Origin of the sequence: Pseudomonas sp. 22189 (assembly GCF_052045635.1) — a bacterium.
Classification (GTDB): Bacteria; Pseudomonadota; Gammaproteobacteria; order Pseudomonadales; family Pseudomonadaceae; genus Aquipseudomonas; species Aquipseudomonas parakoreensis.
In genome coordinates this window covers 303,587-324,993 of record NZ_JBQEPG010000003.1, presented here as the reverse complement: position 1 = coordinate 324,993, position 21,407 = coordinate 303,587, and the positions used below count along the sequence as shown (strand labels likewise).

19 protein-coding genes and 1 pseudogene are annotated in these 21,407 nt (G+C 60.3%); 9 read left to right on the top strand and 11 right to left on the bottom strand.

Features of this window, described 5'->3' with window-relative positions; all coding sequences use genetic code 11:
- Both ACTJKS_RS04790 and ACTJKS_RS04785 read left to right on the top strand, forming a co-directional pair.
- The coding region (locus ACTJKS_RS04790; protein ID WP_440828800.1) for a transposase at positions 1 to 576 on the top strand (576 nt) is incomplete at its 5' end.
- A 123-nt stretch (positions 577 to 699) separates the two neighbouring features.
- On the top strand, positions 700 to 1,929 hold the full coding sequence (locus ACTJKS_RS04785) for a nucleoside recognition domain-containing protein (RefSeq protein WP_108181256.1): 1,230 nt from the start codon (positions 700 to 702) through the stop codon (positions 1,927 to 1,929).
- Between the two features lie 84 nt (positions 1,930 to 2,013).
- Here the strand turns inward: ACTJKS_RS04785 and ACTJKS_RS04780 are convergent, their stop codons facing one another.
- From ACTJKS_RS04780 to ACTJKS_RS04740, 9 genes are all read right to left on the bottom strand, one after another.
- Entirely contained in the window at positions 2,014 to 2,637 is a 624-nt protein-coding gene (locus tag ACTJKS_RS04780) for an ABC-type transport auxiliary lipoprotein family protein (protein WP_108181255.1), read from the bottom strand.
- Positions 2,634 to 3,572, bottom strand: a complete 939-nt coding sequence (locus tag ACTJKS_RS04775; RefSeq protein ID WP_041073659.1) for an MlaD family protein — start codon at positions 3,570 to 3,572, stop codon at positions 2,634 to 2,636. The genes ACTJKS_RS04780 and ACTJKS_RS04775 overlap by 4 nt, the downstream gene beginning before the upstream one ends.
- A 1-nt stretch (position 3,573) precedes the next feature.
- Positions 3,574 to 4,377: an ABC transporter ATP-binding protein gene (locus ACTJKS_RS04770; RefSeq protein WP_041073657.1), complete on the bottom strand. Its 804-nt coding sequence runs from the start codon at positions 4,375 to 4,377 to the stop codon at positions 3,574 to 3,576.
- Positions 4,374 to 5,522, bottom strand: coding sequence for an ABC transporter permease (locus tag ACTJKS_RS04765; protein ID WP_108181254.1), 1,149 nt, complete (start codon positions 5,520 to 5,522; stop codon positions 4,374 to 4,376). Before ACTJKS_RS04765 ends, ACTJKS_RS04770 begins: the two co-directional genes overlap by 4 nt.
- Before the next feature lie 54 nt (positions 5,523 to 5,576).
- Entirely contained in the window at positions 5,577 to 6,605 is a 1,029-nt protein-coding gene (locus ACTJKS_RS04760) for a DUF5924 family protein (RefSeq protein ID WP_041073653.1), read from the bottom strand.
- A 189-nt stretch (positions 6,606 to 6,794) separates the two neighbouring features.
- Complete coding sequence (locus ACTJKS_RS04755) at positions 6,795 to 8,186, bottom strand: M16 family metallopeptidase (protein ID WP_108181253.1); 1,392 nt, start codon at positions 8,184 to 8,186, stop codon at positions 6,795 to 6,797.
- Between the two features lie 166 nt (positions 8,187 to 8,352).
- Positions 8,353 to 10,011: a Na/Pi cotransporter family protein gene (locus tag ACTJKS_RS04750; protein WP_108181252.1), complete on the bottom strand. Its 1,659-nt coding sequence runs from the start codon at positions 10,009 to 10,011 to the stop codon at positions 8,353 to 8,355.
- A gap of 379 nt (positions 10,012 to 10,390) precedes the next feature.
- Positions 10,391 to 11,158, bottom strand: coding sequence for a TerC family protein (locus ACTJKS_RS04745; RefSeq protein ID WP_108181251.1), 768 nt, complete (start codon positions 11,156 to 11,158; stop codon positions 10,391 to 10,393).
- A 70-nt stretch (positions 11,159 to 11,228) separates the two neighbouring features.
- Positions 11,229 to 12,536, bottom strand: coding sequence for a CitMHS family transporter (locus tag ACTJKS_RS04740; protein ID WP_041073646.1), 1,308 nt, complete (start codon positions 12,534 to 12,536; stop codon positions 11,229 to 11,231).
- Between the two features lie 415 nt (positions 12,537 to 12,951).
- Between ACTJKS_RS04740 and ACTJKS_RS04735 the strand changes: the two genes are divergently transcribed.
- From ACTJKS_RS04735 to ACTJKS_RS04725, 3 genes and pseudogenes are all read left to right on the top strand, one after another.
- The gene (locus ACTJKS_RS04735; protein ID WP_108181250.1) at positions 12,952 to 13,965 is read left to right on the top strand and encodes an AAA family ATPase; all 1,014 of its coding nucleotides are present in this window, start codon (positions 12,952 to 12,954) and stop codon (positions 13,963 to 13,965) included.
- Positions 13,962 to 14,486, top strand: a complete 525-nt coding sequence (locus ACTJKS_RS04730; protein ID WP_108181249.1) for a hypothetical protein — start codon at positions 13,962 to 13,964, stop codon at positions 14,484 to 14,486. Before ACTJKS_RS04735 ends, ACTJKS_RS04730 begins: the two co-directional genes overlap by 4 nt.
- Positions 14,483 to 14,883 (top strand): annotated as a pseudogene (locus ACTJKS_RS04725) (GFA family protein). The gene ACTJKS_RS04730 and the pseudogene ACTJKS_RS04725 overlap by 4 nt, the downstream one beginning before the upstream one ends.
- Positions 14,884 to 14,899: 16 nt before the next feature.
- Here the strand turns inward: ACTJKS_RS04725 and ACTJKS_RS04720 are convergent.
- Entirely contained in the window at positions 14,900 to 15,226 is a 327-nt protein-coding gene (locus tag ACTJKS_RS04720; RefSeq protein WP_108181248.1) for a DOPA 4,5-dioxygenase family protein, read from the bottom strand.
- A gap of 83 nt (positions 15,227 to 15,309) precedes the next feature.
- Between ACTJKS_RS04720 and ACTJKS_RS04715 the strand changes: the two genes are divergently transcribed.
- Positions 15,310 to 15,975, top strand: coding sequence for an NAD(P)-dependent oxidoreductase (locus ACTJKS_RS04715; protein WP_108181247.1), 666 nt, complete (start codon positions 15,310 to 15,312; stop codon positions 15,973 to 15,975).
- Between the two features lie 61 nt (positions 15,976 to 16,036).
- Here the strand turns inward: ACTJKS_RS04715 and ACTJKS_RS04710 are convergent, their stop codons facing one another.
- On the bottom strand, positions 16,037 to 16,987 hold the full coding sequence (locus ACTJKS_RS04710; protein WP_108181246.1) for a choline sulfate utilization transcriptional regulator: 951 nt from the start codon (positions 16,985 to 16,987) through the stop codon (positions 16,037 to 16,039).
- A gap of 114 nt (positions 16,988 to 17,101) precedes the next feature.
- On the opposite strand from ACTJKS_RS04710, the gene betC reads away from it, so the two are divergent.
- The 3 genes from betC (at position 17,102) to ACTJKS_RS04695 (ending at position 21,325) form a co-directional block, all read left to right on the top strand.
- The gene (gene betC, locus ACTJKS_RS04705) at positions 17,102 to 18,616 is read left to right on the top strand and encodes a choline-sulfatase (RefSeq protein WP_108181245.1); all 1,515 of its coding nucleotides are present in this window, start codon (positions 17,102 to 17,104) and stop codon (positions 18,614 to 18,616) included.
- A 15-nt stretch (positions 18,617 to 18,631) separates the two neighbouring features.
- Positions 18,632 to 19,552, top strand: a complete 921-nt coding sequence (gene choX, locus ACTJKS_RS04700; RefSeq protein ID WP_108181244.1) for a choline ABC transporter substrate-binding protein — start codon at positions 18,632 to 18,634, stop codon at positions 19,550 to 19,552.
- Positions 19,553 to 19,756: 204 nt separating this feature from the next.
- The gene (locus ACTJKS_RS04695; protein WP_108181243.1) at positions 19,757 to 21,325 is read left to right on the top strand and encodes a SulP family inorganic anion transporter; all 1,569 of its coding nucleotides are present in this window, start codon (positions 19,757 to 19,759) and stop codon (positions 21,323 to 21,325) included.
- Positions 21,326 to 21,407 lie beyond the last annotated feature (82 nt).

Sequence of the window (21,407 nt, the reverse complement as noted above, 5' to 3'; positions counted from 1 at the left end):
GCGATGGTGCGTCGATTGGATGATCTTCAGGAAATGGAGCAGATGGAGCTCAATCGTCTGGATGTGTCCGACGAAAAGGTCAAAGACTCGATCAACTCCGTTCTGCGCCACATCGAAAAAGAGATCGCTGAAACGCACAAAGCGATCAAGAAACACATCGATGATGATCCGGACATGCGCCAGATGCGCGACTTGATCGTGACCATCGACGGTATCGGGCAGAAAACCCTTGAGCGGCTGCTGGCCGAGCTGGGCGACCTGCGCAAATACGACGACCCTCGCAAACTGGTCGCTGCTGCAGGGTTGAACCCTAAGCTGCAGGAGTCAGGAAAACTCAAAGGCAGAACAATTATTTCGAGGGTCGGCTCGGCTCGCGTTCGGGCGGGTCTGTACATGCCAGGCCTGGTAGCGCTGAGGCACAACGAGGCGATCATCGCCATGAAGGAACGCTTGAAGGCCAATGGCAAAGCCCCCAAACAGATCATCTGTGCAGCCATGCGCAAGTTGTTGCACTTCGTCTACGGAGTGCTCAAATCGGGCCAACCATTTGACCCGAAATTGGCACTTGCCCGGTGAGGGGCAAGACGGTATCTACAGGTGATTGAGGCAAGCCTTACCGACAAACCCCGGCGCAATCCGGGGTTTGTCGTTTCTGGCGAGCCCGCTATCATTCGCCGCATCTTCCGGGGGATTTGACTGATGCTTAATGGCCTGTGGCTTGGCTTCTTCGTCGTGGCAGCAATATCTGCGCTGGTGCAGTGGCTGGTCGGCGGCAACGCCGGGATATTCGCGGCGATGGTGGAAAGCATTTTTGCCATGGCCAAACTCTCGGTCGAGGTCATGGTGCTGCTGTTCGGCACGCTGACCCTGTGGCTGGGCTTTCTGCGCATCGCCGAAAAAGCCGGGATCGTCGAGTGGCTGGCGAAAGTGCTGGGCCCGCTGTTCCTGCGGCTGATGCCGGAAGTCCCGGCCGGGCATCCGGCGCTCGGTTTGATCACCCTGAACTTCGCCGCCAACGGCCTGGGCCTGGACAACGCCGCCACCCCGATCGGCCTCAAGGCCATGAAGGCGCTGCAGGAGCTCAACCCCAGCGCGACCATCGCCAGCAACGCGCAGATCCTGTTTCTGGTGCTCAACGCCTCATCGCTGACCCTGTTGCCAGTAACCATCTTCATGTACCGCGCCCAGCAAGGTGCGCCGGATCCGACCCTGGTATTCCTGCCGATTCTGCTGGCGACCAGTTGCTCGACTATTGTCGGCTTCCTTTCGGTGGCGTTCATGCAACGCCTGCGCATCTGGGACCCGGTGGTGCTGGCCTATCTGATTCCCGGCGCACTGATCCTCGGCGGCTTCATGGCGCTGCTGGCGACGATGTCGGCCACGGCGCTGGCCGGGCTGTCGTCGATCCTTGGCAACCTGACGCTGTTCGGCCTGATCATGCTGTTCCTGGTGATCGGCGCGTTACGCAAGGTCAAGGTTTACGAAGCGTTCGTCGAGGGCGCGAAGGAGGGCTTCGACGTCGCCAGGAACCTGCTGCCGTATCTGGTGGCGATGCTCTGTGCGATTGGCGTACTGCGCGCTTCCGGAGCGTTGGACTTTGGCCTGGACGGCATCCGCCATCTGGTGCAGTGGGCCGGTTGGGACACGCGTTTTGTCGACGCGTTGCCGACGGCGATGGTCAAACCGTTTTCCGGCAGCGCCGCACGGGCGATGCTGATCGAGACCATGAAGACCTCCGGCGTCGACAGCTTCCCGGCGCTGGTGGCGGCGACAATTCAGGGCAGCACCGAAACCACGTTCTATGTGCTGGCGGTGTATTTCGGTGCGGTGGGGATTCAGCGCGCAAGGCACGCCGTTGGATGCGCGCTGCTGGCTGAATTGGCCGGCGTACTCGGCGCCATTGGCGTGTGCTACTGGTTCTTTGGTTGAAGCAAAAGATCGCAGCCTTCGGCAGCTCCTACAAAGGCACGCATAACCCTGTAGGAGCTGCCGAAGGCTGCGATCCTGGCGACTTCAGGGTTTAACTGGAGCCAATTGCTGGCCTTGCTGAACAGCCCACGCAACCACCTTGGCCGTCAGCCGATCACTGGCCTGTCCAAACCCGGCCACCACCGCTGGCACCTGCACATCGTTCAACGGCTGGCGCTCTTCAAAGCGGCGGCTGGCGAGAATCTTCTGGTCGTAGCCACGCACCAGCAGCGCATCGACGCGCACCACGACGCTGGCCTGATTGCCCTGATACTCGGTCTGAAACGCCTGCAAGCTGCCGCCCAGTTCCAGATCCGCAGCGAAGTTGCTGTCATCGGTGCTGAGCAATGTCACCCGACCATCGCGGGCAAAACCATCGAGCAGCCGATTACGCACCAGCACCGGCGCCGGATCGCTCCAGCGCGAGGCTTTGTAGCTGCTGATCACGTCACCCTGTGGAATCACCGCGATGTTCGGCCGGTTCAGCGCTTCGCTGGCCTGCAATTTGTTCAGGCGCAGCGACCAGTGCTGGGTCGCCGCCGAACTGGCCGAGGCGGGCGCTTGCGCGGCGGGCAGGCGATAGACATCCGAAGGTTCGGCCTTGGGCAGGATCGAACACGCCGAGAGCAGGGTAAAACTGGCGAGGAAGGCGAAGTGAGTCAGCTTCATGGGGTGAATTCCTTGTTCTTGTCACTGCCCAGCAGGTAGCCGCTGGGGTTGGCCTCAAGGCGTTGGGAAATGCCGCGCAGCGAGGTCAGGGTTTCGCGCAGTTCGCGGATCGCCGGCGCCAGGCCATTGAGGCCCTGCATACCGTTGTCGAGCGAGTTCTGGTTCTTGCTCAGCAGGCCGTTGATGGTGGCGCTGCTTTGCTCCAGCGACTTCATCGCCTGCTCGGCACTGCCCAGCGCCTGCTTGCCCTGATCGTTGAGCAGGCCGTTGGCGTTGCGCATCAGCGCCGAGGTTTGCTCGAGCATGCTGCCGGCTTGCTTGCCGACGCTCGCCAGTTGCTGCATGGCCTGACGCAAGTCGCCGCGCTGATCGTTGATCGAACCAGTGGTCTGTTCCAGATGCGCCAGGGTGTTGCTGACGCGCTCGACGTTCTCCGGGGAAAACATCTGGTTGGCATTGTTCAACAGGGCGGTGACGCCGGTCATCAGGTCGTTGCTGTCGTTAAGCAGCCGGGAAATGGGCGAGGGCGCCGCGACGATGGTCGGCAATTCGCCGTCGTGCCCGCGCAGTTTCGGGCTCTCCGGGGTGCCGCCGCTGAGCTGGATGATCGAAGTGCCGGTGATCCCGGCCAGCGCCAGTTTGGCCTGGGTGTCTTCCTTGACCGGGGTGTCACCACCCAGACGAATCCGCGCCAGCACCCGGCGCGGGTCTTTCGGGTCGAGGCGCAGGCTGACCACGTCACCGACCTTGATCCCGCTGTACTGCACAGGGCTGCCCTTGGACAGACCGCTGACCGCCTCATTGAAGACGATTTCATAATCCTTGAACTCGCTGTCGACGCTGGACTTGGCCAGCCACAGACCGAAGAGCAGGGCGCCCGCGACGACAATTACGGCGAACAGGCCGATCAACACATGATGGGCTCGGGTTTCCATGTCAGACCTCGTTGAGCAATTTGGCGGCGTCCAGCGCCGAGCGGCCACGCGGGCCGTGGAAGTATTCGTGAATCCACGCGTCATCGGTTTCCGAGACCACGTCGATCGGGCCGGCGACCAATACCTTCTTCTGCGCCAGCACTGCCACACGGTCAGTGATGGTGTAGAGCGTGTCGAGGTCGTGGGTCACCAGAAACACGCTCAGGCCCAGCGCATCGCGCAGGGTCAGGATCAGTTGATCGAACTGCGCCGCGCCAATCGGATCGAGGCCGGCGGTGGGCTCGTCGAGAAACAGGATGTCCGGGTCCAGCGCCAGCGCCCGGGCCAGCGCGGCGCGCTTGATCATCCCGCCGGACAGCGACGCCGGGTATTTGTCCGCCGCCGACAGCGGCAGCCCGGCCAGCGCCAGTTTCACCGCCGCCAGATGCTCAGCGTCGTTGCGGCTCAGACCGGCGTGCTCGATCAGCGGCAGGGCGACGTTCTCGGTCACCGTCAGCGAGGAAAACAACGCGCCTTTCTGGAACAGCACGCCGAAACGCCGCTCGACCAGTGAGCGCTCATGCTCGGACAGGCTCGGCAGGTTCTGCCCGAACACCTTCACGTTGCCCTCGCTGGGCCGGCGCAGGCCGACAATGCTGCGCAGCAGCACCGATTTACCGCTACCGGATCCGCCGACCACGGCGAGGATTTCGCCCTTGTACAGATCCAGATCGAGGTTCTCGTGCACGCTCTGGCTGCCAAAGCGATTGCACAGGCCACGGACTTCGATCACCGCCTCCGAGGGCGCACGGGGTAAACGACTCACCAGCCCATCTCCATGAAGAACAGCGCAGCCACCGCGTCGAGCACGATCACCACGAAAATCGACTGCACCACGGCGGACGTGGTGTGCGCGCCGACCGATTCGGCGCTGCCACTGACCTTGAAGCCTTCCAGGCAACCAATGGTTGCAATCAGGAAGGCAAACACCGGCGCTTTCACCAGACCAACCAGAAAGTGCTGAATGCCGATGTCGCTTTGCAACAGCGAGAGGAACATCGCCGGCGAAATCCCCAGCGACACCGCGCACACCACGCCGCCGCCAATGATCCCGCAGAGCATCGCCAGAAACGTCAGCATCGGCAGCGCCACCAGCATCGCCAATACCCGCGGCACTACCAGCAGCTCCATCGGATCGAGGCCGAGGGTGCGGATTGCGTCGATCTCTTCGTTAGCCTTCATCGAACCGATCTGCGCGGTAAACGCGCTGGCGGTGCGTCCGGCCATCAGGATTGCCGTGAGCAGCACACCGAACTCACGCAGGAAGGAGAAGCCCACCAAGTCCACGGTAAAGATCGTCGCACCGAAACTGGCCAGCACCGTGGCACCGAGAAACGCGACCACCGCGCCCACCAGAAAGGTCAGCAGCGCCACAATCGGCGCGGCGTCGAGGCCGGTCTGTTCGATGTGGGCGACGACGGGGGTGATGCGCCAGCGCTTGGGACGAAACAGGCTGCGGGCAATGGTTTCGAGGATCAGGCCAATGAAACCCAGCACTTGCAGGGTGTCCTGCCAGACCGCTTCCACCGCGCGCCCGATGCGGGTCAGCAGTTGCACGCTGACGCTGACTTCCGGCTCCTTGATCGGCACACAGAAGTCGGTCAGCGAGCGATACACCGTTTGCAGCAGCGCGCGGTCAGCCTGGGAAATCGTGCAGTCAGGGTGTTCGGCGGAGCGGCCCAGACGCTCGGAACCGAGCAGCTCCACCAGCAACGAAGCGCCCGCAGTGTCGAGGGCACCGAGGCTGTTGAGGTCGACCACGGTGTTGGCGTCGTACTGGCCGGTCAGTTGTTCGGTCAGATGCTTGAGGTCGGCGTAATGGGCAAGCGTCCAGTCCCCGGAAACCCGCAGGCGGGCAGGGCTGATTGACGTGTCCAGCTGGGCATTACCGCTCATTGAGCTGCTGATCATAAGCTCCGTGCTTGTTCGGCTATTAAGCGAACTAACGTAATAGCACGAACCGGATTACTTTTCTTTGATCGCTGTGCTGTCTGTCACTTTGAAACGCAGCACGCCGATCACCTGACCGTCTTCAGTCAGCACCCGCACCTGCCACTTGCCTGCCGGGTTGCCGGGGAAGTTCTGCTTGTGGGTCCAGGCACGGTAGCCTTCCTTGCGCCCGCCGTGGATGTCGAGGGCGATGCGGTCGACTTCCTGGCCGTTGAACTGCCACACGTGGTAGATCCGCTCATCCAGCCCGCGCGGCGCGTTGATCGCGGTGTAGGCGTAGAGGCCGCCATTGCGGATCTGCTCGGCGCTGACCTCGTCGAGGCTGGCGCCAGGCGTGCGGTCCTGCAACTGCGTGCTGATCGCCACGTCGGTCATCCACAGCGTCGCTGGCGGCACCCACGAGCGCAGGGTCCAGCCGACCGCGCCGATGCCGACGGTGATGCACAGAATGGCCAACGCATTGCGCACGGTGCGGATCGGGAAGATCGACGCCAGACTCGGGAACGACAGCACCACCGCCGTACCCAGTGCCCATTTGAAACTCTGTGCGGTGGTCAGGTGCATGATCACCGGCAGCGCAGTGAGCAGGGCGGCGAACAGGGTCAGGGTGTGCAGCGCGAGAAACGCCCAGCGCCGTGGCGCCAGCCATTTGTAGTAGAGCGGGTCGACAATCGAGATCAGCGCGGCGATGCACAGCAGGCCGGTGAAGATCAGTTGGCCGCTGTTCCACGTAGTCGTGATGAAGAAGAACGGCAGGACGAAAAACAGACTTTCCTGGTGGATCATCTGCGTCGCGTAGCGCAGCAGCGGCTGGGGGATTTCCCGCTTGAAGATGCGCGTGAACAGGCCGGTCAGGGTGTTTTCCAGCATCAGCCAGATCCAGCTGAGCAGCATGATGATGGTGATCCAGCTCGCCAGCCCTTGCTGGCGATCGACCAAAATGAAACTGCCGACCCCGGAGATGAAACCGCCGAGCGCAATGACCCCGGGATAGCGCTTCATCAATTCGAGGATGCGCTGGATCAGGAGGGGGATTTTCTGCATGGTGGCGGTTCACGACTGGATAGGGAAAAACCTCGACAGAGTACCGTCCGCCGGGCGAGGTGGCGAGGCTCCCGGTCAGTAAAATCACGCAGCCCCCTGTGGGAGCGAGCCTGCTCGCGAATGCGGTGGGTCATACAACATTGCATCAACTGACACGACGCCTTCGCGAGCAGGCTCGCTCCCACAGGGTCAGTGTTCGACGGGTTTTCGGCGGTGATGCAGACGCCAGCCGATCAAGATCAACAGCAGAACCCCGAGACCACCGGCAATCAGCCATAACACTTCATCATCACTGAGCAACGGCTTCTCGATCCGCAGATACCCCGGTTGCAACAGCAACTCGCGCATGGCCTTGTTCGCCGTTTCCAGGGTCACGCCTTGCAACTCGCGGGCAGGGTTGGCAAAGCGTCCGTCCTCGTAATCGCCGAGCGCACTCCAGTAGTAGTCCGCCATCGCGCTGTTGCCCTGTACCGCCCAGGCCTGATGGGCGATGGCGGCCTGTTTGATCCGGGCGAAGGTGTCGGGGTCGAGGCCGTTTTTCAGCAGGTCGGCCTTGAGGTCTTCCAGCACCTGTTTGGCCTCGACAAGATCATCGCGATCAACATCGGCATTGAGGCTCATGAAACCGACCCCGCCGAACACTTCACGCTCGGCCCACGGCCCGTAGGACAAGCCATGGTTCAGGCGAATCTGCCGGTACAGTGCCCAGTCGAGGTAGTCCTTGAGGATGTCGAAAGTCTCGTCGTACTGATCGTCGAGCATCGGCTCCGGCACCAGCCAGTGCAATTTGGCGCTGTCGCCGATGAAGCCGCGGGTAAGGGTGCGTTCATGGGCGGCGCTGGTGCGGATGTCCGGCAGCTCACGGTGCTCGGCCGGATCCACCGCTTCGAGCGCGCCCCAAGTGCGTTCCAGATAGGCCGGCAGCAGTTTGTCGAGTTCACCGACGACGATCAGCGTCATGTTGTTCGGCGCGTACCAGGTCTTGCGCACCTTCTCCAGTTGCTGCTGGGTCAGGTGCCCGACCTCGGCGCGTTGCGGGCATTTCAGGCCCAGCTCCACCGCCAGCTGATTGCTGGCGGTGTGGCCCAGGTCTTGGCGGTCGAGAAAACGTTGCAGACGCGTGTAATGGCCACCGTCCTCGCGCTCGACCACGCGTTTGGCGGCGTTGATCGCATTGTCGTCAATGCGGGTCTGGGTCAGCAGACCGAGCAGCAGGTCGAGCACTTTGCGCTGATTCTTCGCCGGGGCTTCGATGACGAACGTGGTGTCGGCGTTGCTGGTGAACGCGTTCCACTCACCGCCCAACGCCTGCATGCGCTCCTCAAGGCCACCTTCGCCAGTGGCGTCGACACCGCTGAACAACAGGTGCTCGAGCAGGTGCGGCAGCTCTTTCTCATCGCAATCGAAATCGTCGAGGCCGACGCCGACCACCAGACGAATCGCCACATGCCCGCGTTCAGTGCCGGGTTTGAGCAACAGCTGCAATCCGTTGGGCAGCGCATAGCCTTCGACCTGAAAGCGATCAACGGCAAAAGCGGGCAGGGAACCGAGCAACAGACAGGCGAACAACAGGCAACGCATAACAGGCTTCCGTACGGCTGATTTGGAGATCCGTGTCGCTATTCAGGCCGGCATTCGCGAGCAAGCTCGCTCCCACAGGGGAATGCATTTCAAATGTGGGAGCGAGCTTGCTCGCGAAGGTCTTAAGGCTGAATCAATGTTACTGACTGACCCCAGCCCCAGACGTTCAAGGCGAATGTGTAATGTCGGCAATATCATCCGCTTCCAGCGCTCCGGTATCTGCCGTTTCCAGCACCACGTAAGCACTGCTGCAAAACAGCGAATTCAAGCGCTTCATATCGGCAATCAGCTCCAGGTGCAGCGAACTGGTTTCCAGACTCTGCACGATCTTACGTTGCAAACGGCTGACATGGGCATGGGCCAGACGCCGTTCCTGTGCGCGAAAGCGACGTTTCTCGCGCAACAGCTGACGGGCACTTTCCTTGTCACCGCTGAGGAACACCGACAGGCCCAGGCGCAAGTTGGCGATCAGTTGCTGATGCAACCCGGCCAAATCCTCCAGGCCTTCTTCGGAAAACGACCGACGCTGGGAAGTCTTCTGCTGCTGCACTTTGCGCAGCATGCGTTCGATCAGGTCGCTGGCCAGTTTCAGGTTGATCGCCAGTTCGATGGTCTCCGCCCAGCGCCGACTGTCCTGCTCGCCGAGATCTTCGCGGGGCATTTGCGCCAGGTACAGCTTGATCGCGCTGTACAGCGCTTCGACGTCATCGGTCAGACGACGCATCTCCTGGGTCACGGCGGTCTGCTTGCCACGCAACACATCGAGCATCGCGTCGAGCATGTTGTCGATCAGATCGCCCATGCGCAGGGTCTCGCGGGCCGCGTTGGCCAGCGCCAGGCTCGGTGTCGACAGTGCCGTCAAATCAAGGTGACGCGGCTTGGCGGTGCCGTTGACCTCCGGGCGCTCCGGCAGCAACCAGGCGCACAGCCGCGCCATCGGGGCGACGCTGGGCAGCAGGATCAGGCAGCGCGCGGTGTTATAGAGCAGGTGGAACCCGATGACCATTTCCTGCGGGCTGAAGTCGAGCCCGTCCATCCAGTGCACCAGCGGATCGAGCACCGGAATGATCAGCAACAGCCCGATCAGTTTGTACAACAGGCTGCCCAGCGCCACTTGCCGCCCGGCGGCGTTCTGCATGCTGGTGCTCATGAACGCCAGCACGCCACTGCCGATGTTGGCGCCGATCACCAGACCGATCGCCACCGGCAGGCTGATCACGCTGGCGCCGGCCAGCGTCGCGGTCAGCAGCACGGCAGCGAGGCTGGAGTAGGAAATCATCGCGAACAACGCACCGACGAGGGCGTCGAGCAGAATGTCGCCGGTCAGCGAAGCAAAAATCACCTTCACGCCTTGGGCGTGGGTAATCGGTGCGGCGGCTTCGACGATCAATTGCAAGGCGAGAATGATCAGGCCCAGACCGATGCTGACCCGGCCCATCTGCCCGAGGCGCGTCTGTTTGCGCGACAGAAAGAAAATCACCCCGAGGAAAATCAGCAGCGGCGACAGCCACGACAGGTCAAAGGTCAGCACCCGCGCCATCAGCGCGGTACCGACGTCGGCACCGAGCATGGTCGCCAGTGCCGGGGTCAGCGCCATCAGGCCCTGACCGACGAAGGAAGTGACGAGCATAGCCGTGGCGTTGCTGCTCTGCACCATCGCGGTCACGACGATGCCGGCGACGAACGCGAGCCAGCGTTTGGACATGTTCTGGCCGATCACATGGCGCAGATTGGTACCGTACACCCGCAGGATGCCGGTTCGGACGATGTGCGTACCCCAGATCAGCAGGGCCACGGCAGACAGCAAATTGAGCAGGGTGAGCATGCAGACCCCCTGTAGTAGCAGCGCCCCAAAGGGGCAAGTTGACGGTACCGCGCGGTTTCTACGTTTTTGATACTTAAGCTGTAGTTGGCTAACGGACTGGGCGCCAGCATTGCACAGCTAAAGTGCGGATTGAAACAAAAGTGTCATGAAAACAGCTTTATCCACACCCCGCGCAATCACCCCAAATCCCTGTGGGAGCTGGCTCGCCAGCGATGACGGCAGCACTGGCGACATTGATCTTGCCTGACACGCCGCTATCGCTGGCAAGCCAGCTCCCACAGGGTTTGTGTACGAGTTCAAAATCCGCTGGAACAAAAAAACCTGTAGGAGTCTGGCAAGCCAGCTCCCACAGGTTTTGTATTGCTATCGAACTACCGGGTTACTGCCCCGGAATATCCTTGCGCAGCTTCACCGGGTCCTGCTGTTTTTTCTTCCTGGCGATCGCGGTGCGCATCTTGATGTTGATCGCTTCCACCGCCAGCGAGAACGCCATGGCGAAGTAGACGTAGCCTTTCGGCACGTGTACGTCGAACGACTCGGCGATCAGCACGGTACCGACCACCAGCAGGAACGACAGTGCCAGCATCTTCAGCGACGGGTGCTTGTCGATGAACTCGCTGATCTTGCCCGAGGCCGCCATCATCACCAGCACCGCGACGACGATGGCCGCGACCATCACCGGCACATGGGAGACCATGCCGACGGCGGTGATCACCGAATCCAGCGAGAACACGATGTCGATGATCGCGATCTGGATGATGGTGTAGAGGAAATTGCCGCCCTTGCCCGAAGGCTCGTCGCCGCTTTCGTCTTCGCCTTCGAGCGCGTGGTACATCTCCTGCGAGCTCTTCCACAGCAGGAACAGACCACCGAAGAACAGGATCAGGTCGCGCCCGGAAATGCCCTGGCCGAACACCACGAACAGGTCGGCGGTGAGGCGCATGACCCAGGTGATCGACAGCAGCAACAGGATCCGCGTGATCATCGCCAGACCCAGGCCGAAGATCCGCGTGCGCTGCTGCATGTGCTTGGGCATGCGGCTGACCAGGATCGAAATCATGATGATGTTATCGATGCCCAGAACGATTTCCAGGGCGGTCAGGGTAAAGAAGGCAACCCAGATTTCGGGGTTGGTCAGCCAATCCATGTGTATTCCTTTGAGCGAGTGTTAAACCATGACGCCAGCAAGCAGCTGGCGTCATGGTGAGTGAATGCCGTTACATCGTGCTGAACAGCGGGAATGTCCCCAGCAGCAAGGCGGCCACCAGTATGCACAGGCAGACCAGCACTGCCCACTTCAGGGTGAAACGCTGGTGGTCACCGAACTCGATACCGGCCAGCGCCACCAGCAGGTACGTCGACGGCACCAGCGGGCTGAGCAAGTGGACGGGCTGACCGACGATCGAGGCACGGGCCATTTCCACCGCGGTGATGCCGTAATGGCTGGCCGCTTCGGAGAGCACCGGCAACACGCCATAGTAGAACGCGTCGTTCGACATGAAGAAGGTGAACGGCATGCTCACCAGCGCCGTGATCACGGCCAGGTACGGCCCGAGGAAGTCCGGAATCACTGCCAGCAGACTTTTCGACATGGCGTCGACCATGCCGGTTCCGGACAGGATACCGGTGAAGATACCCGCAGCGAAAATCAGACTGACCACCGACAGCACGCTGCCGGCGTGGGCCGCCACGCGGTCCTTCTGCATTTGCAGGCACGGGTAGTTGACGATCATCGCGATGCTGAACGCCACCATGAACAGCACCGGCAGCGGCAGCAGGCCGGCGATCAGGGTGCACATCAGCGCCAGGGTCAGCAGGCCGTTGAACCAGATCAGCTTCGGACGGCGGGCATCGGGGAACTGCGAGACGCTGATTTCGCTGTGATCGATCTCGTCGCCGATCAGGTGCAGCTCGCCCAGACGCGCACGCTCACGTTTGCCGTAGAAGTAGGCAATGATCAGGATCGCCACCACACCGGCGGCCATCGCCGGGATCATCGGCACAAAGATGTCCGACGGGTCGACGTGCAGCGCACTGGCGGCACGAGCGGTCGGGCCGCCCCACGGGGTCATGTTCATCACGCCACCGGCGAGGATGATCAGACCGGCCATGATCCGCGGGCTCATGCCGATGCGGCTGTACAGCGGCAGCATGGCGGCCACGCAGATCATGTAAGTGGTCGCGCCGTCACCATCGAGGGAGACGACGAGCGCCAGCACGGCGGTACCGACCGAAACTTTCAGCGGGTCGCCCTTGACCAGTTTGAGGATCTTGCGCACGGCCGGGTCGAACAGGCCGGAGTCGATCATCAGGGCGAAGTACAGAATGGCGAACATCAGCATCACGCCGGTCGGCGCAAGCTTGGTAATGCCTTCGAGCATCATCGGGCCGATCTTCGGCGCGAAACCACCGAACAGGGCGAACAGGATCGGGATGATGATCAGGGCGATCAGCGCAGACAGGCGCTTGGTCATGATCAGGAACATGAACGTGATGACCATGGCGAAGCCAAGGAAAGTCAGCATGGGATTACTCCAGGCGTAGCGCGGCTAATTGAGTGAGCGGATCGGAGGGATCAGCGCAGAACGGGAAGCACGAGACGTACGGGCGGAGTTTCAGCGAGAAGGCGGGCTACAGAGGACATCAGAATCACCATTGTTGTTGTTAATTGGGCCTGACGTGCGAGCGATCACACGCGTTGGCCAACCGGTCTGTTGCCGGTAGTGGCGGCGATCCTAATCGGGCAACCTTTCAGCTACCTTTCGCGGATGAAAGGTCTGACGAGAGGCGCGGCCACTTTCATGCGACTGGAAGCAGATACAACGATGAACGTCGTAAGACCTTTCTGTAGTTTCTGAGGGAGCGTCTTCACCCGCTGTATGGAAGGGAAACGCAATGCTAGGCTTGCGCCACTGCAATGTTTGAGAGGAGCTCCAACCAATGCTCAATAGCGTTGAATTAGATAATTTCGGCCCGCTACAAAAAATCCGCTGGGGCAAGCTCTCAAACTTGAATCTGATTATCGGAGCAAACAGCAGCGGCAAGACGTTTTTGCTCAAAGCGCTTTACTGCACGATGCGCACGCTCGAAGAGTACCAGCGTGGAAATGAACAACGTTCCGCCGCGGAGATATTGGCAGACAAACTTTACTGGACGTTTCAGGCAGACAAGATTGGCGACCTGGTAACAAAAAGTGCAGACGGTCCGTTGATGTGCAAGGTCAACGTTGACTCTCGAGCGTTTCGGTACGGCTTCGGCAAAGACACGACAAAGAACATTGCCACGTTAGAAAATCACGTCCCTCCACGAGGCAGCAACTCAATATTTCTTCCTCCCAAGGAAGTACTTTCCCTGCAACACATCATTCTGAAAAGCCGTGACATCGATAAAGACTTCGGTTTCGACGACACCTATTACGATCTGGCGAAAGCTCTCCGTCTCCTACCGACGAAAGGAAAAAACCACGCTCACTTCGCAAAGGCTAGGGAGAATCTGGAAGAGATGTTCGGCGGCAAGGTGGAATTCGACAGCAGTACAAATCGCTGGCAATTCAAAAAAGGCAATCAGAAGTTCCAGATTGGCTCTACTGCTGAGGGCATCAAGAAAATTGCGATTCTCGACACCTTGCTGGGCAATCGATTCCTGACCAAAGATTCCATGGTATTCATCGACGAACCCGAGTCGGCCTTGCATCCGGTAGCCATCACCAGGCTCGTCGATATCATTGTGTCTCTGGCCGCAAGCGGGATTCAGTTTTTCATAGCCAGCCACTCGTATTTCGTCATTAAAGCGCTGTATCTCGCGGCGCAAAAACAGAACATGTCGATCCCTGTTCTCTCGTCAATTGGCGGCGAATGGATCGGTGATGATCTTCTCAAAGGTATGCCGGACAACCCCATCGTCGATGAGTCCATTCGTCTTTATGAAGAGGAAGTGGAGCTGGCTCTGGGATGACTATTTCAATCGAAGAATCAGGGATGATTTTCGGGCCGTTTTCAGAGGATCAGCTTTTTCCAATCGAAAACAGTCCACTTTCCAAAAAAATAGGAGACGGCATCAAGGTCGCCGAGTTTGTTCTACTTCGCGATCTTCAGGACAAACCTCAGGAAGTCTGGTTTGTAGAGGCAAAATCAAGTGCTCCTCGGCAGACCGAAGTCTTCGTAGAAGAAATCAGGCAAAAATTCACCAACTCAGTGCAATTGACGCTTGCGGCTTGCCTTAGGCGGCACCCTCACAGTGAGGAACACCTTCCAGCAGGTTTCTTGAATCTTGATCTCGCGAACTGCGCCATAAAATGCATTCTGGTGATAAACCAATTTCCAAAGGAATGGATGGTCGGACTACGTGACGCGCTGAATAAGGCAATGAACTCTTTAGCGAAGACTCTCGGGCTAAAACCGGGCTCAGTCGTCGTCATTAATGATGAAATGGCACGGGCCAGGAATCTGATAAGTAACCAAGAGGGCAGACGATGACTTCATCGCACAGCGGTGGCTGCCACTGCGGACATATTCGCTATCAGTTCAGCGGGCCGTTGCAAGATATTGCCCACTGCCACGGCTTGATCTGCCGTAAGGTCAGCGGCGGGATCGTCAGTACGTGGATTACCGTGGCGGCGGCCAGCTTCCAGTGGCTGAGCGGCACGCCATCGCGCTTGACTCGTCGAGCAGTTGCGCGCGGTATTTCTGTCCGCGTTGTGGCGCGCAATTAGCGTTGGTGACGCAACTCAGTCCCGTGAGCATCGATGTGACCATCGCCACGCTGAATCACCCGGAGCGGACGCCGGCCGAGCGGCACATCTGGACGGACAGCCAATTGCCCTGGCTGCATCTGGACGAGCATCAGCCGGGTGAGACGGAAGAAACCCTGTAGGTTTACAAAAGCCTGATCAAAAAACAGACAGGTCCAGTGGTCGCATCGCGCCCATCCAGATTGCGTGCTCGGTGTGATCGAGCAAATCGTCACCGGTGTCGGGGTGAAGGAACACCACCAGGCCCTTGCGATTGAGCGCCAGCCACGGCAATACCTCGCCGATCATCTGCGGGCCGAAGGCCAGCTGGCAGCTCCAGTCAGGGTGCGGGCCGACCGGGCGTTCATGGACGCGGCCCATCTTCAATGGAAACAACTGCGCGGCTTGCTCACACAACGCGCGTGCCTGATCGATGGTATCGGCATCGAAATAGACGTGGGCGTGGTAGCCCTTGATCGCTGGCATTGGAAACCCTCGGAAATCGGTTCGAACCCTGGGCGTTGCCCATATGTCACACGCCATACAAGGGATTATAAAAAGGATCAGCCATGAAAAATGCCGAAACCCCAACGGTGAAAGTGGTGCTCTATGGTGCCATGGCCAGCCTGGGCGGTGCGTTGATGGCTGAGTTGCTGCGACGCCAGCACGAAGTCATCACGATTCTCGACGATTTGAACGTACTCGCGCCACGTCCCGGCCTGCGCACCAAAAGCGGCGATTTGTTCGATGCCGAGCGGGTCAAGCAAAGCGTAGCGGGCAGCTCGGCAGTGATCTGTCTGCTTGATGCACCGGGCTTGCCGTTCAGCAGCGACCATGTGGAACGGTCGGTGGTGCTTGGGCCGGTGGAACAAGTGCTGGCGGTCGATGCGCTGGTCGACGGCCTGCAGGCAGCCAATGTTTCACGGCTGTTTCTGGTGGGGAATTTTGCCGTGCTCGACGAGCCGGAACTGGACGACGGCCTGCAACGCCACGCTGCCGAAGAAATCCGCGAAGCCCTGCAAAGCAGTCCATTGCAGTGGACACTGGTGAACGCGCCTCACGGCGTGGCGGGGCTGACCATCGAGCATTTCAGCCAGGTCGGCGGCAATCTCGAGCCGGGTCTGGCGGAGCCGCTGGAACGGCTGAACCGGGTCGCGGTGGGGATTGCCGATGAGCTGCAGTTGAATCTGCATGTGGGGCAGCATGTGAATTTTGTCGCGACGTCAGATACGTAAAAAGATCGCAGCCTGCGGCAGCTCTTACAGGGAATTGCCGCAGGCTGCGATCTTTTTCTATTCACACCGCAATCGAAGGTAACCCCAATCCAGTCAGAGATTCGGCACTGCTCGCCTGTTCGGCCATCAACCAGTCGACAAACTGCTGAATCAACGCGCCCCGGCGTTTGCGCTGCGGCAGCACCACGTAATAACCCAGGCGCGACAACGTGGTCTCGGCGATCGGCCGACACAGCAAGCCCTGGGTCAGCAAGTTATCCACAAGGTGGCGCCAGCCGATGGCCACGCCTTGGCCGCCAATCGCCGCTTGAATCAACAGCGTGTAGTTGTCGAAGCGCAATTGCCCCGGCGCCGGCGGGGTAGTGATGCCCAGTTCGCGAAACAGCCCGCTCCAGTCAAACCAGTTGCTGCTGTTTTCCCCCCGTAGATGCAGCAGCGGGAACTCCAGCAACGTCTGGGCGGGCAAGGGCAGGGCGCGTTCCTTGAGCAGTTGCGGGCTGCACACCGGGAACACTTCTTCGCTGAATAGCCAATGGCTTTCGCCCTGTTTGAATCGGCCGTCACCAAACAGCACCGCCACGTCGATGTCGGTGCGCAGCATGTTGTGGTTGCGCTCGCTGGTGACCAGGCTGACATCGACGTTCGGGTTGGCTTCGTGGAAGCGGTGCAGGCGCGGCATCAGCCAGTAGGCGGCGAACGCGAAATCGGTGGCGACCTGCAATACCTCGTGTTGTTGCTGCGTACTGATCGCACTCAATCCTGCGTCGATATTCTGCAAACCGAGCTGAACCTGCTCGAACAGGATCGCGCCGCCCTCGGTCAGTTCGATGCCGCGATAGATCCGGTCAAACAGTCGTGCTCCCAGCTGTTCTTCCAGGCGCTTGATCTGCTGGCTGATCGCTGGCTGCGTGGTGCCCAGCTCAACCGCCGCCGCAGTAAAACTGCGATGACGGGCCGCCGCTTCGAAAGCGCGCAACAGGTCGAGAGACAGATTGCCGAGGGCTTCATACATAAGCTGTGCTTATCCTAGTCATTGTCCGGCGCGGGCTTTACCCGACAGAGCATGGACTCCATGCTCGATCGCAGCAATGTCGCATAACTATTCACTATGGAATGCCGCGATCACATGAAGCGCAAGAACATTCTTTTCATCATGGCCGATCAAATGGCCGCGCCAATGTTGCCGATCTACGGCCCGTCGCCGATCAAACTGCCGAATCTTTCGCGCCTTGCCGCTCAGGGCGTGGTGTTCGATGCTGCTTACTGCAACAGCCCGCTGTGCGCGCCGTCGCGTTTCACCCTGGTCAGCGGCCAGCTGCCGAGCAAGATCGGCGCCTACGACAACGCCGCCGACTTCCCCGCCGACATTCCGACCTACGCCCACTACCTGCGCCGCCTCGGCTACCGCACCGCGCTGTCAGGCAAGATGCATTTCTGCGGCCCGGACCAATTGCACGGCTACGAAGAGCGTCTGACCAGCGACATCTACCCGGCCGACTACGGCTGGGCGGTGAACTGGGACGAACCGGACGTGCGCCCGAGCTGGTATCACAATATGTCGTCGGTGTTGCAGGCCGGGCCGTGCGTGCGCACCAATCAGCTCGACTTCGACGAAGAGGTGGTGTTCAAGGCCCAGCAATACCTGTTTGACCACATTCGCGAGGACGGCGACCAACCGTTCTGCCTGACCGTGTCGATGACGCACCCACATGACCCGTACACCATTCCCAAGGCGTTCTGGGATTTGTACGACGATGCAGATATCCCGCTTCCGACGACACCGGATCCACATTCCCTCGATCCACACTCGCAACGCCTGCTCAAGGTCTATGACCTGTGGGACAAGCCACTGCCTGTGGATAAAATCCGCGACGCACGGCGAGCATACTTCGGTGCTTGCAGCTATATCGATGCCAACGTCGGCAAACTCCTGAAAACCCTCGAAGATTGTGGGCTGATGGACGACACCGTCATCGTCTTCTCCGGCGACCATGGCGACATGCTGGGCGAAAAGGGCCTCTGGTACAAAATGCATTGGTTCGAGATGGCCGCTCGCGTGCCCCTGTTGATAAGTGCACCCGGTCAGTTCAAATCGGGCCGTGTCAGCTCTGCCGTCTCCACTGCCGACCTGTTACCGACCTTCGTCGAACTGGCCGGCGGCAGCCTGGAGCCGAATCTGCCGCTGGACGGCCGCTCGCTGCTGACGCACCTGCAAGGGCAGGGCGGGCATGACGAAGTGTTCGGCGAATACATGGCCGAAGGCACGGTCAGCCCGCTGATGATGATCCGCCGTGGCGCGTACAAATTTATCTACAGCGAAAGCGACCCTTGCCTACTCTTCGATGTACACAACGACCCGCGTGAACTCGAAGAACTCAGCCAGTCGCCGCAACATCGCCAACTGTTCGACGATTTTCTCGCCGAAGCGCGGGCCAAATGGGACATGCCGGCCATTCACCGCGAGGTCCTCGCCAGCCAGCGCCGTCGTCGTTTTGTCGCCGATGCCCTGACCATCGGCAAGCTGAAGAGCTGGGATCACCAGCCGCTGGTGGACGCCAGTCAGCAGTACATGCGCAACCACATCGACCTCGACGATCTGGAACGCAAGGCCCGTTATCCACAACCCTGCCAAAACCAATAATGTAAGGGGAAGTCCATGCGCAAGTTATCCACAGCACTGACGATAGGCCTGCTGGCTCTGGGCAGCGCCTCGGCATTTGCCGAGCAAAGCTGCGACACCGTGAAAATGGCCGACCCGGGTTGGAGTGACATCGCCGCGACCAACGCCATCACAGGGTTTCTGCTGGACGGCATGGGCTACAAGGCCAAGGTCGATACCCTCGCGGTGCCGATCACCTTCGGCGGTTTGAAGGACGGCCAGGTGGATGTCTTTCTCGGCAACTGGATGCCGGCGCAGCAGGGTTTCTACGACAAGTTCGTCGCCACCGGAGACGTCACGCAACTGGCGAAGAACCTCGACGGCACCGAATTCACCCTCGCTGTTCCGGATTACGTGTGGGACGCCGGTGTGCATAACTTTGCCGACCTGAACCAATACGCGGACAAATTCGACAAGAAAATCTACGGCATCGGCTCCGGTGCACCCGCGAACATTTCGCTGCAGGAAATCATCAAGAAGAACGACTTCGACCTCGGCCAGTGGAAGCTGATCGAATCCAGCGAACAAGCGATGCTCGCCGAAGTTTCGCGGGCCGTGAAGAAGCAGAAATTCGTCACCTTCCTCGGCTGGACCCCGCACCCGATGAACGTGCAGTTGAAGATGCATTACCTCAAGGGCGGCGAGAAGTATTTCGGCGACACCGGCAGCGTCTACACCCTGACGCGCAAGGGCTACGCCGAGGCTTGCCCGAACGTGGGCAAGTTGCTGACCAACCTGTCCTTCACTCAGGACATGGAGAACAGCATCATGGCCGAGGTGGTGAACAAGAAAGTCAGCAATGCCGATGCGGTAAAGGCATGGATCAAGGCCAATCCGGCGGTGCTGGACAAGTGGCTGGAGGGGGTGAAGACCGTCGATGGCAAGGATGCTTTGCCAGCGGTGAAGGCCAAACTCTGATCCAGTCCAACCCGCTTCTTGTAGTGAGGGGATTTATCCCCGATGGGCCGCAAAGCGGCCCTTAAATCTGAATTCACTGTATGTCAGATCTACCGCGACTAGTGGATTCAGGACTGCTTCGCAGCCCATCGGGGATAAATCCCCTCACCACAATGACCGTACTGTCCTGTTAGGCTTTACCTGAATCCCCAACCGCGAGGACCCATGGCCCTGCCCAGTCGCCACTCACTCTTCCCCTTCCTGACCTGGCTGCCGCGGCAAACCCGCGCCAGCGTCGGCCGGGATCTGGTCGTTGGCCTCAGCGGCGCCATTCTCGCGCTACCACAGTCGATCGCCTACGCGCTGATCGCCGGCCTGCCCCCGGAATACGGCCTCTACGCCGCGATCATCCCGGTGCTGATCGCCTGTCTGTGGGGCTCGTCGTGGCATCTGATTTGCGGCCCAACCGCAGCGATCTCGATTGTGCTGTATGCCAGCGTCAGTCCCTTGGCCGTGCCCGCGTCGCAGGACTACATCACGCTGATTCTGCTGCTGACCTTCCTTGCGGGAATTTTTCAGTGGCTGCTGGGGTTGCTGCGCTTCGGCGCTTTGGTGAATTTTGTCTCGCATTCAGTGGTGCTCGGTTTCACCCTCGGCGCGGCAGTCGTGATTGCCATCGGCCAGTTACCCAATCTGCTGGGGCTGGATCTGCCGGCCAAAGCCACGGCGCTGGCCAGTCTGATGGATTTGTTGAACCACCTCAGGGCTGTGGATAAACCCTCTTTGCTGCTCGGCCTGGCCACCGTGGCGGTTGGCGTGGTGCTGAAACAACTGCTGCCGCGCTGGCCGACGTTGTTGATTACGTTGGTGTTGGCCAGCCTGCTGGTGTGGCTGTGGCCATCAATGTTTGGCCATGTACATCGGGTCAGCGCCTTTGTCGGGCGCTTGCCGCCGTTCAGTGGCTTGCCACTGGATCTGGATCTGATCCTGCGCTTACTGCCGAGCGCCGTGGCGGTGGGCATGCTCGGGCTGGTCACCAGCTTGTCGATTGCCCGTTCGATTGCCGCGCGTTCGCAGCAGTTGCTCGATGCCAATCAGGAAGTCCGCGCGCAAGGTTTATCGAACATTGTCGGGGCGTTCTTTTCCGGATCGTTGTCGGCCGGCTCGTTCACCCGCTCGGGCCTGAGTTACGAAGCGGGTGCCTGCTCGCCGCTGGCCGGGGTGTTTTCGGCGATCTGGGTCGCGCTGTTCGCGATTTTCGGCGCCGGACTGATTTCACACATTCCCATTCCGGCCATGGCCGGGAGCATTCTGCTGATCGCCTGGGGACTGGTGGATCATCGCGGGATCCGCTCATTGCTGCGGGTCAGTCGCGCCGAGTTCGTGGTCATGGCGCTGACCTGCCTTGCCACGCTGCTGCTGGAATTGCAGACGGCAATCTACGCCGGGGTGCTGGCGTCGCTGTTCTTCTACCTCAAACGCACTTCACAACCGCGGGTGCAGCATTGGCGCGAGGGCGAAGAGGACGTGCTGCGGGTCGGTGGCTCGATCTTTTTCGGCGCCAGCCATTACCTGCAAGTGCGCCTGCAACGGCTGCACGGTACGCGGGTGGTGATCGAGGCGCAGCAGATCAACTTCATCGATTATTCGGGGGTGGAGATGCTGCATCAGGAGGCGCGGCGCCTGCTGCGTCAGGATCGCAGCCTGACCCTGCGCCGGGCGCGGCCGCAGGTGGTCGAGGAGTTGCGGAAGCTCGAAGGGCCGGAAAAGTGTCCGATCCGGTTTGAGGACTGACCTGCCGGCCACTTCCAGACCTCTGTGGCGAGGGAGCTTGCTCCCGCTGGCTGCGCAGCAGCCCAAAGCCGGTTGCGGACGC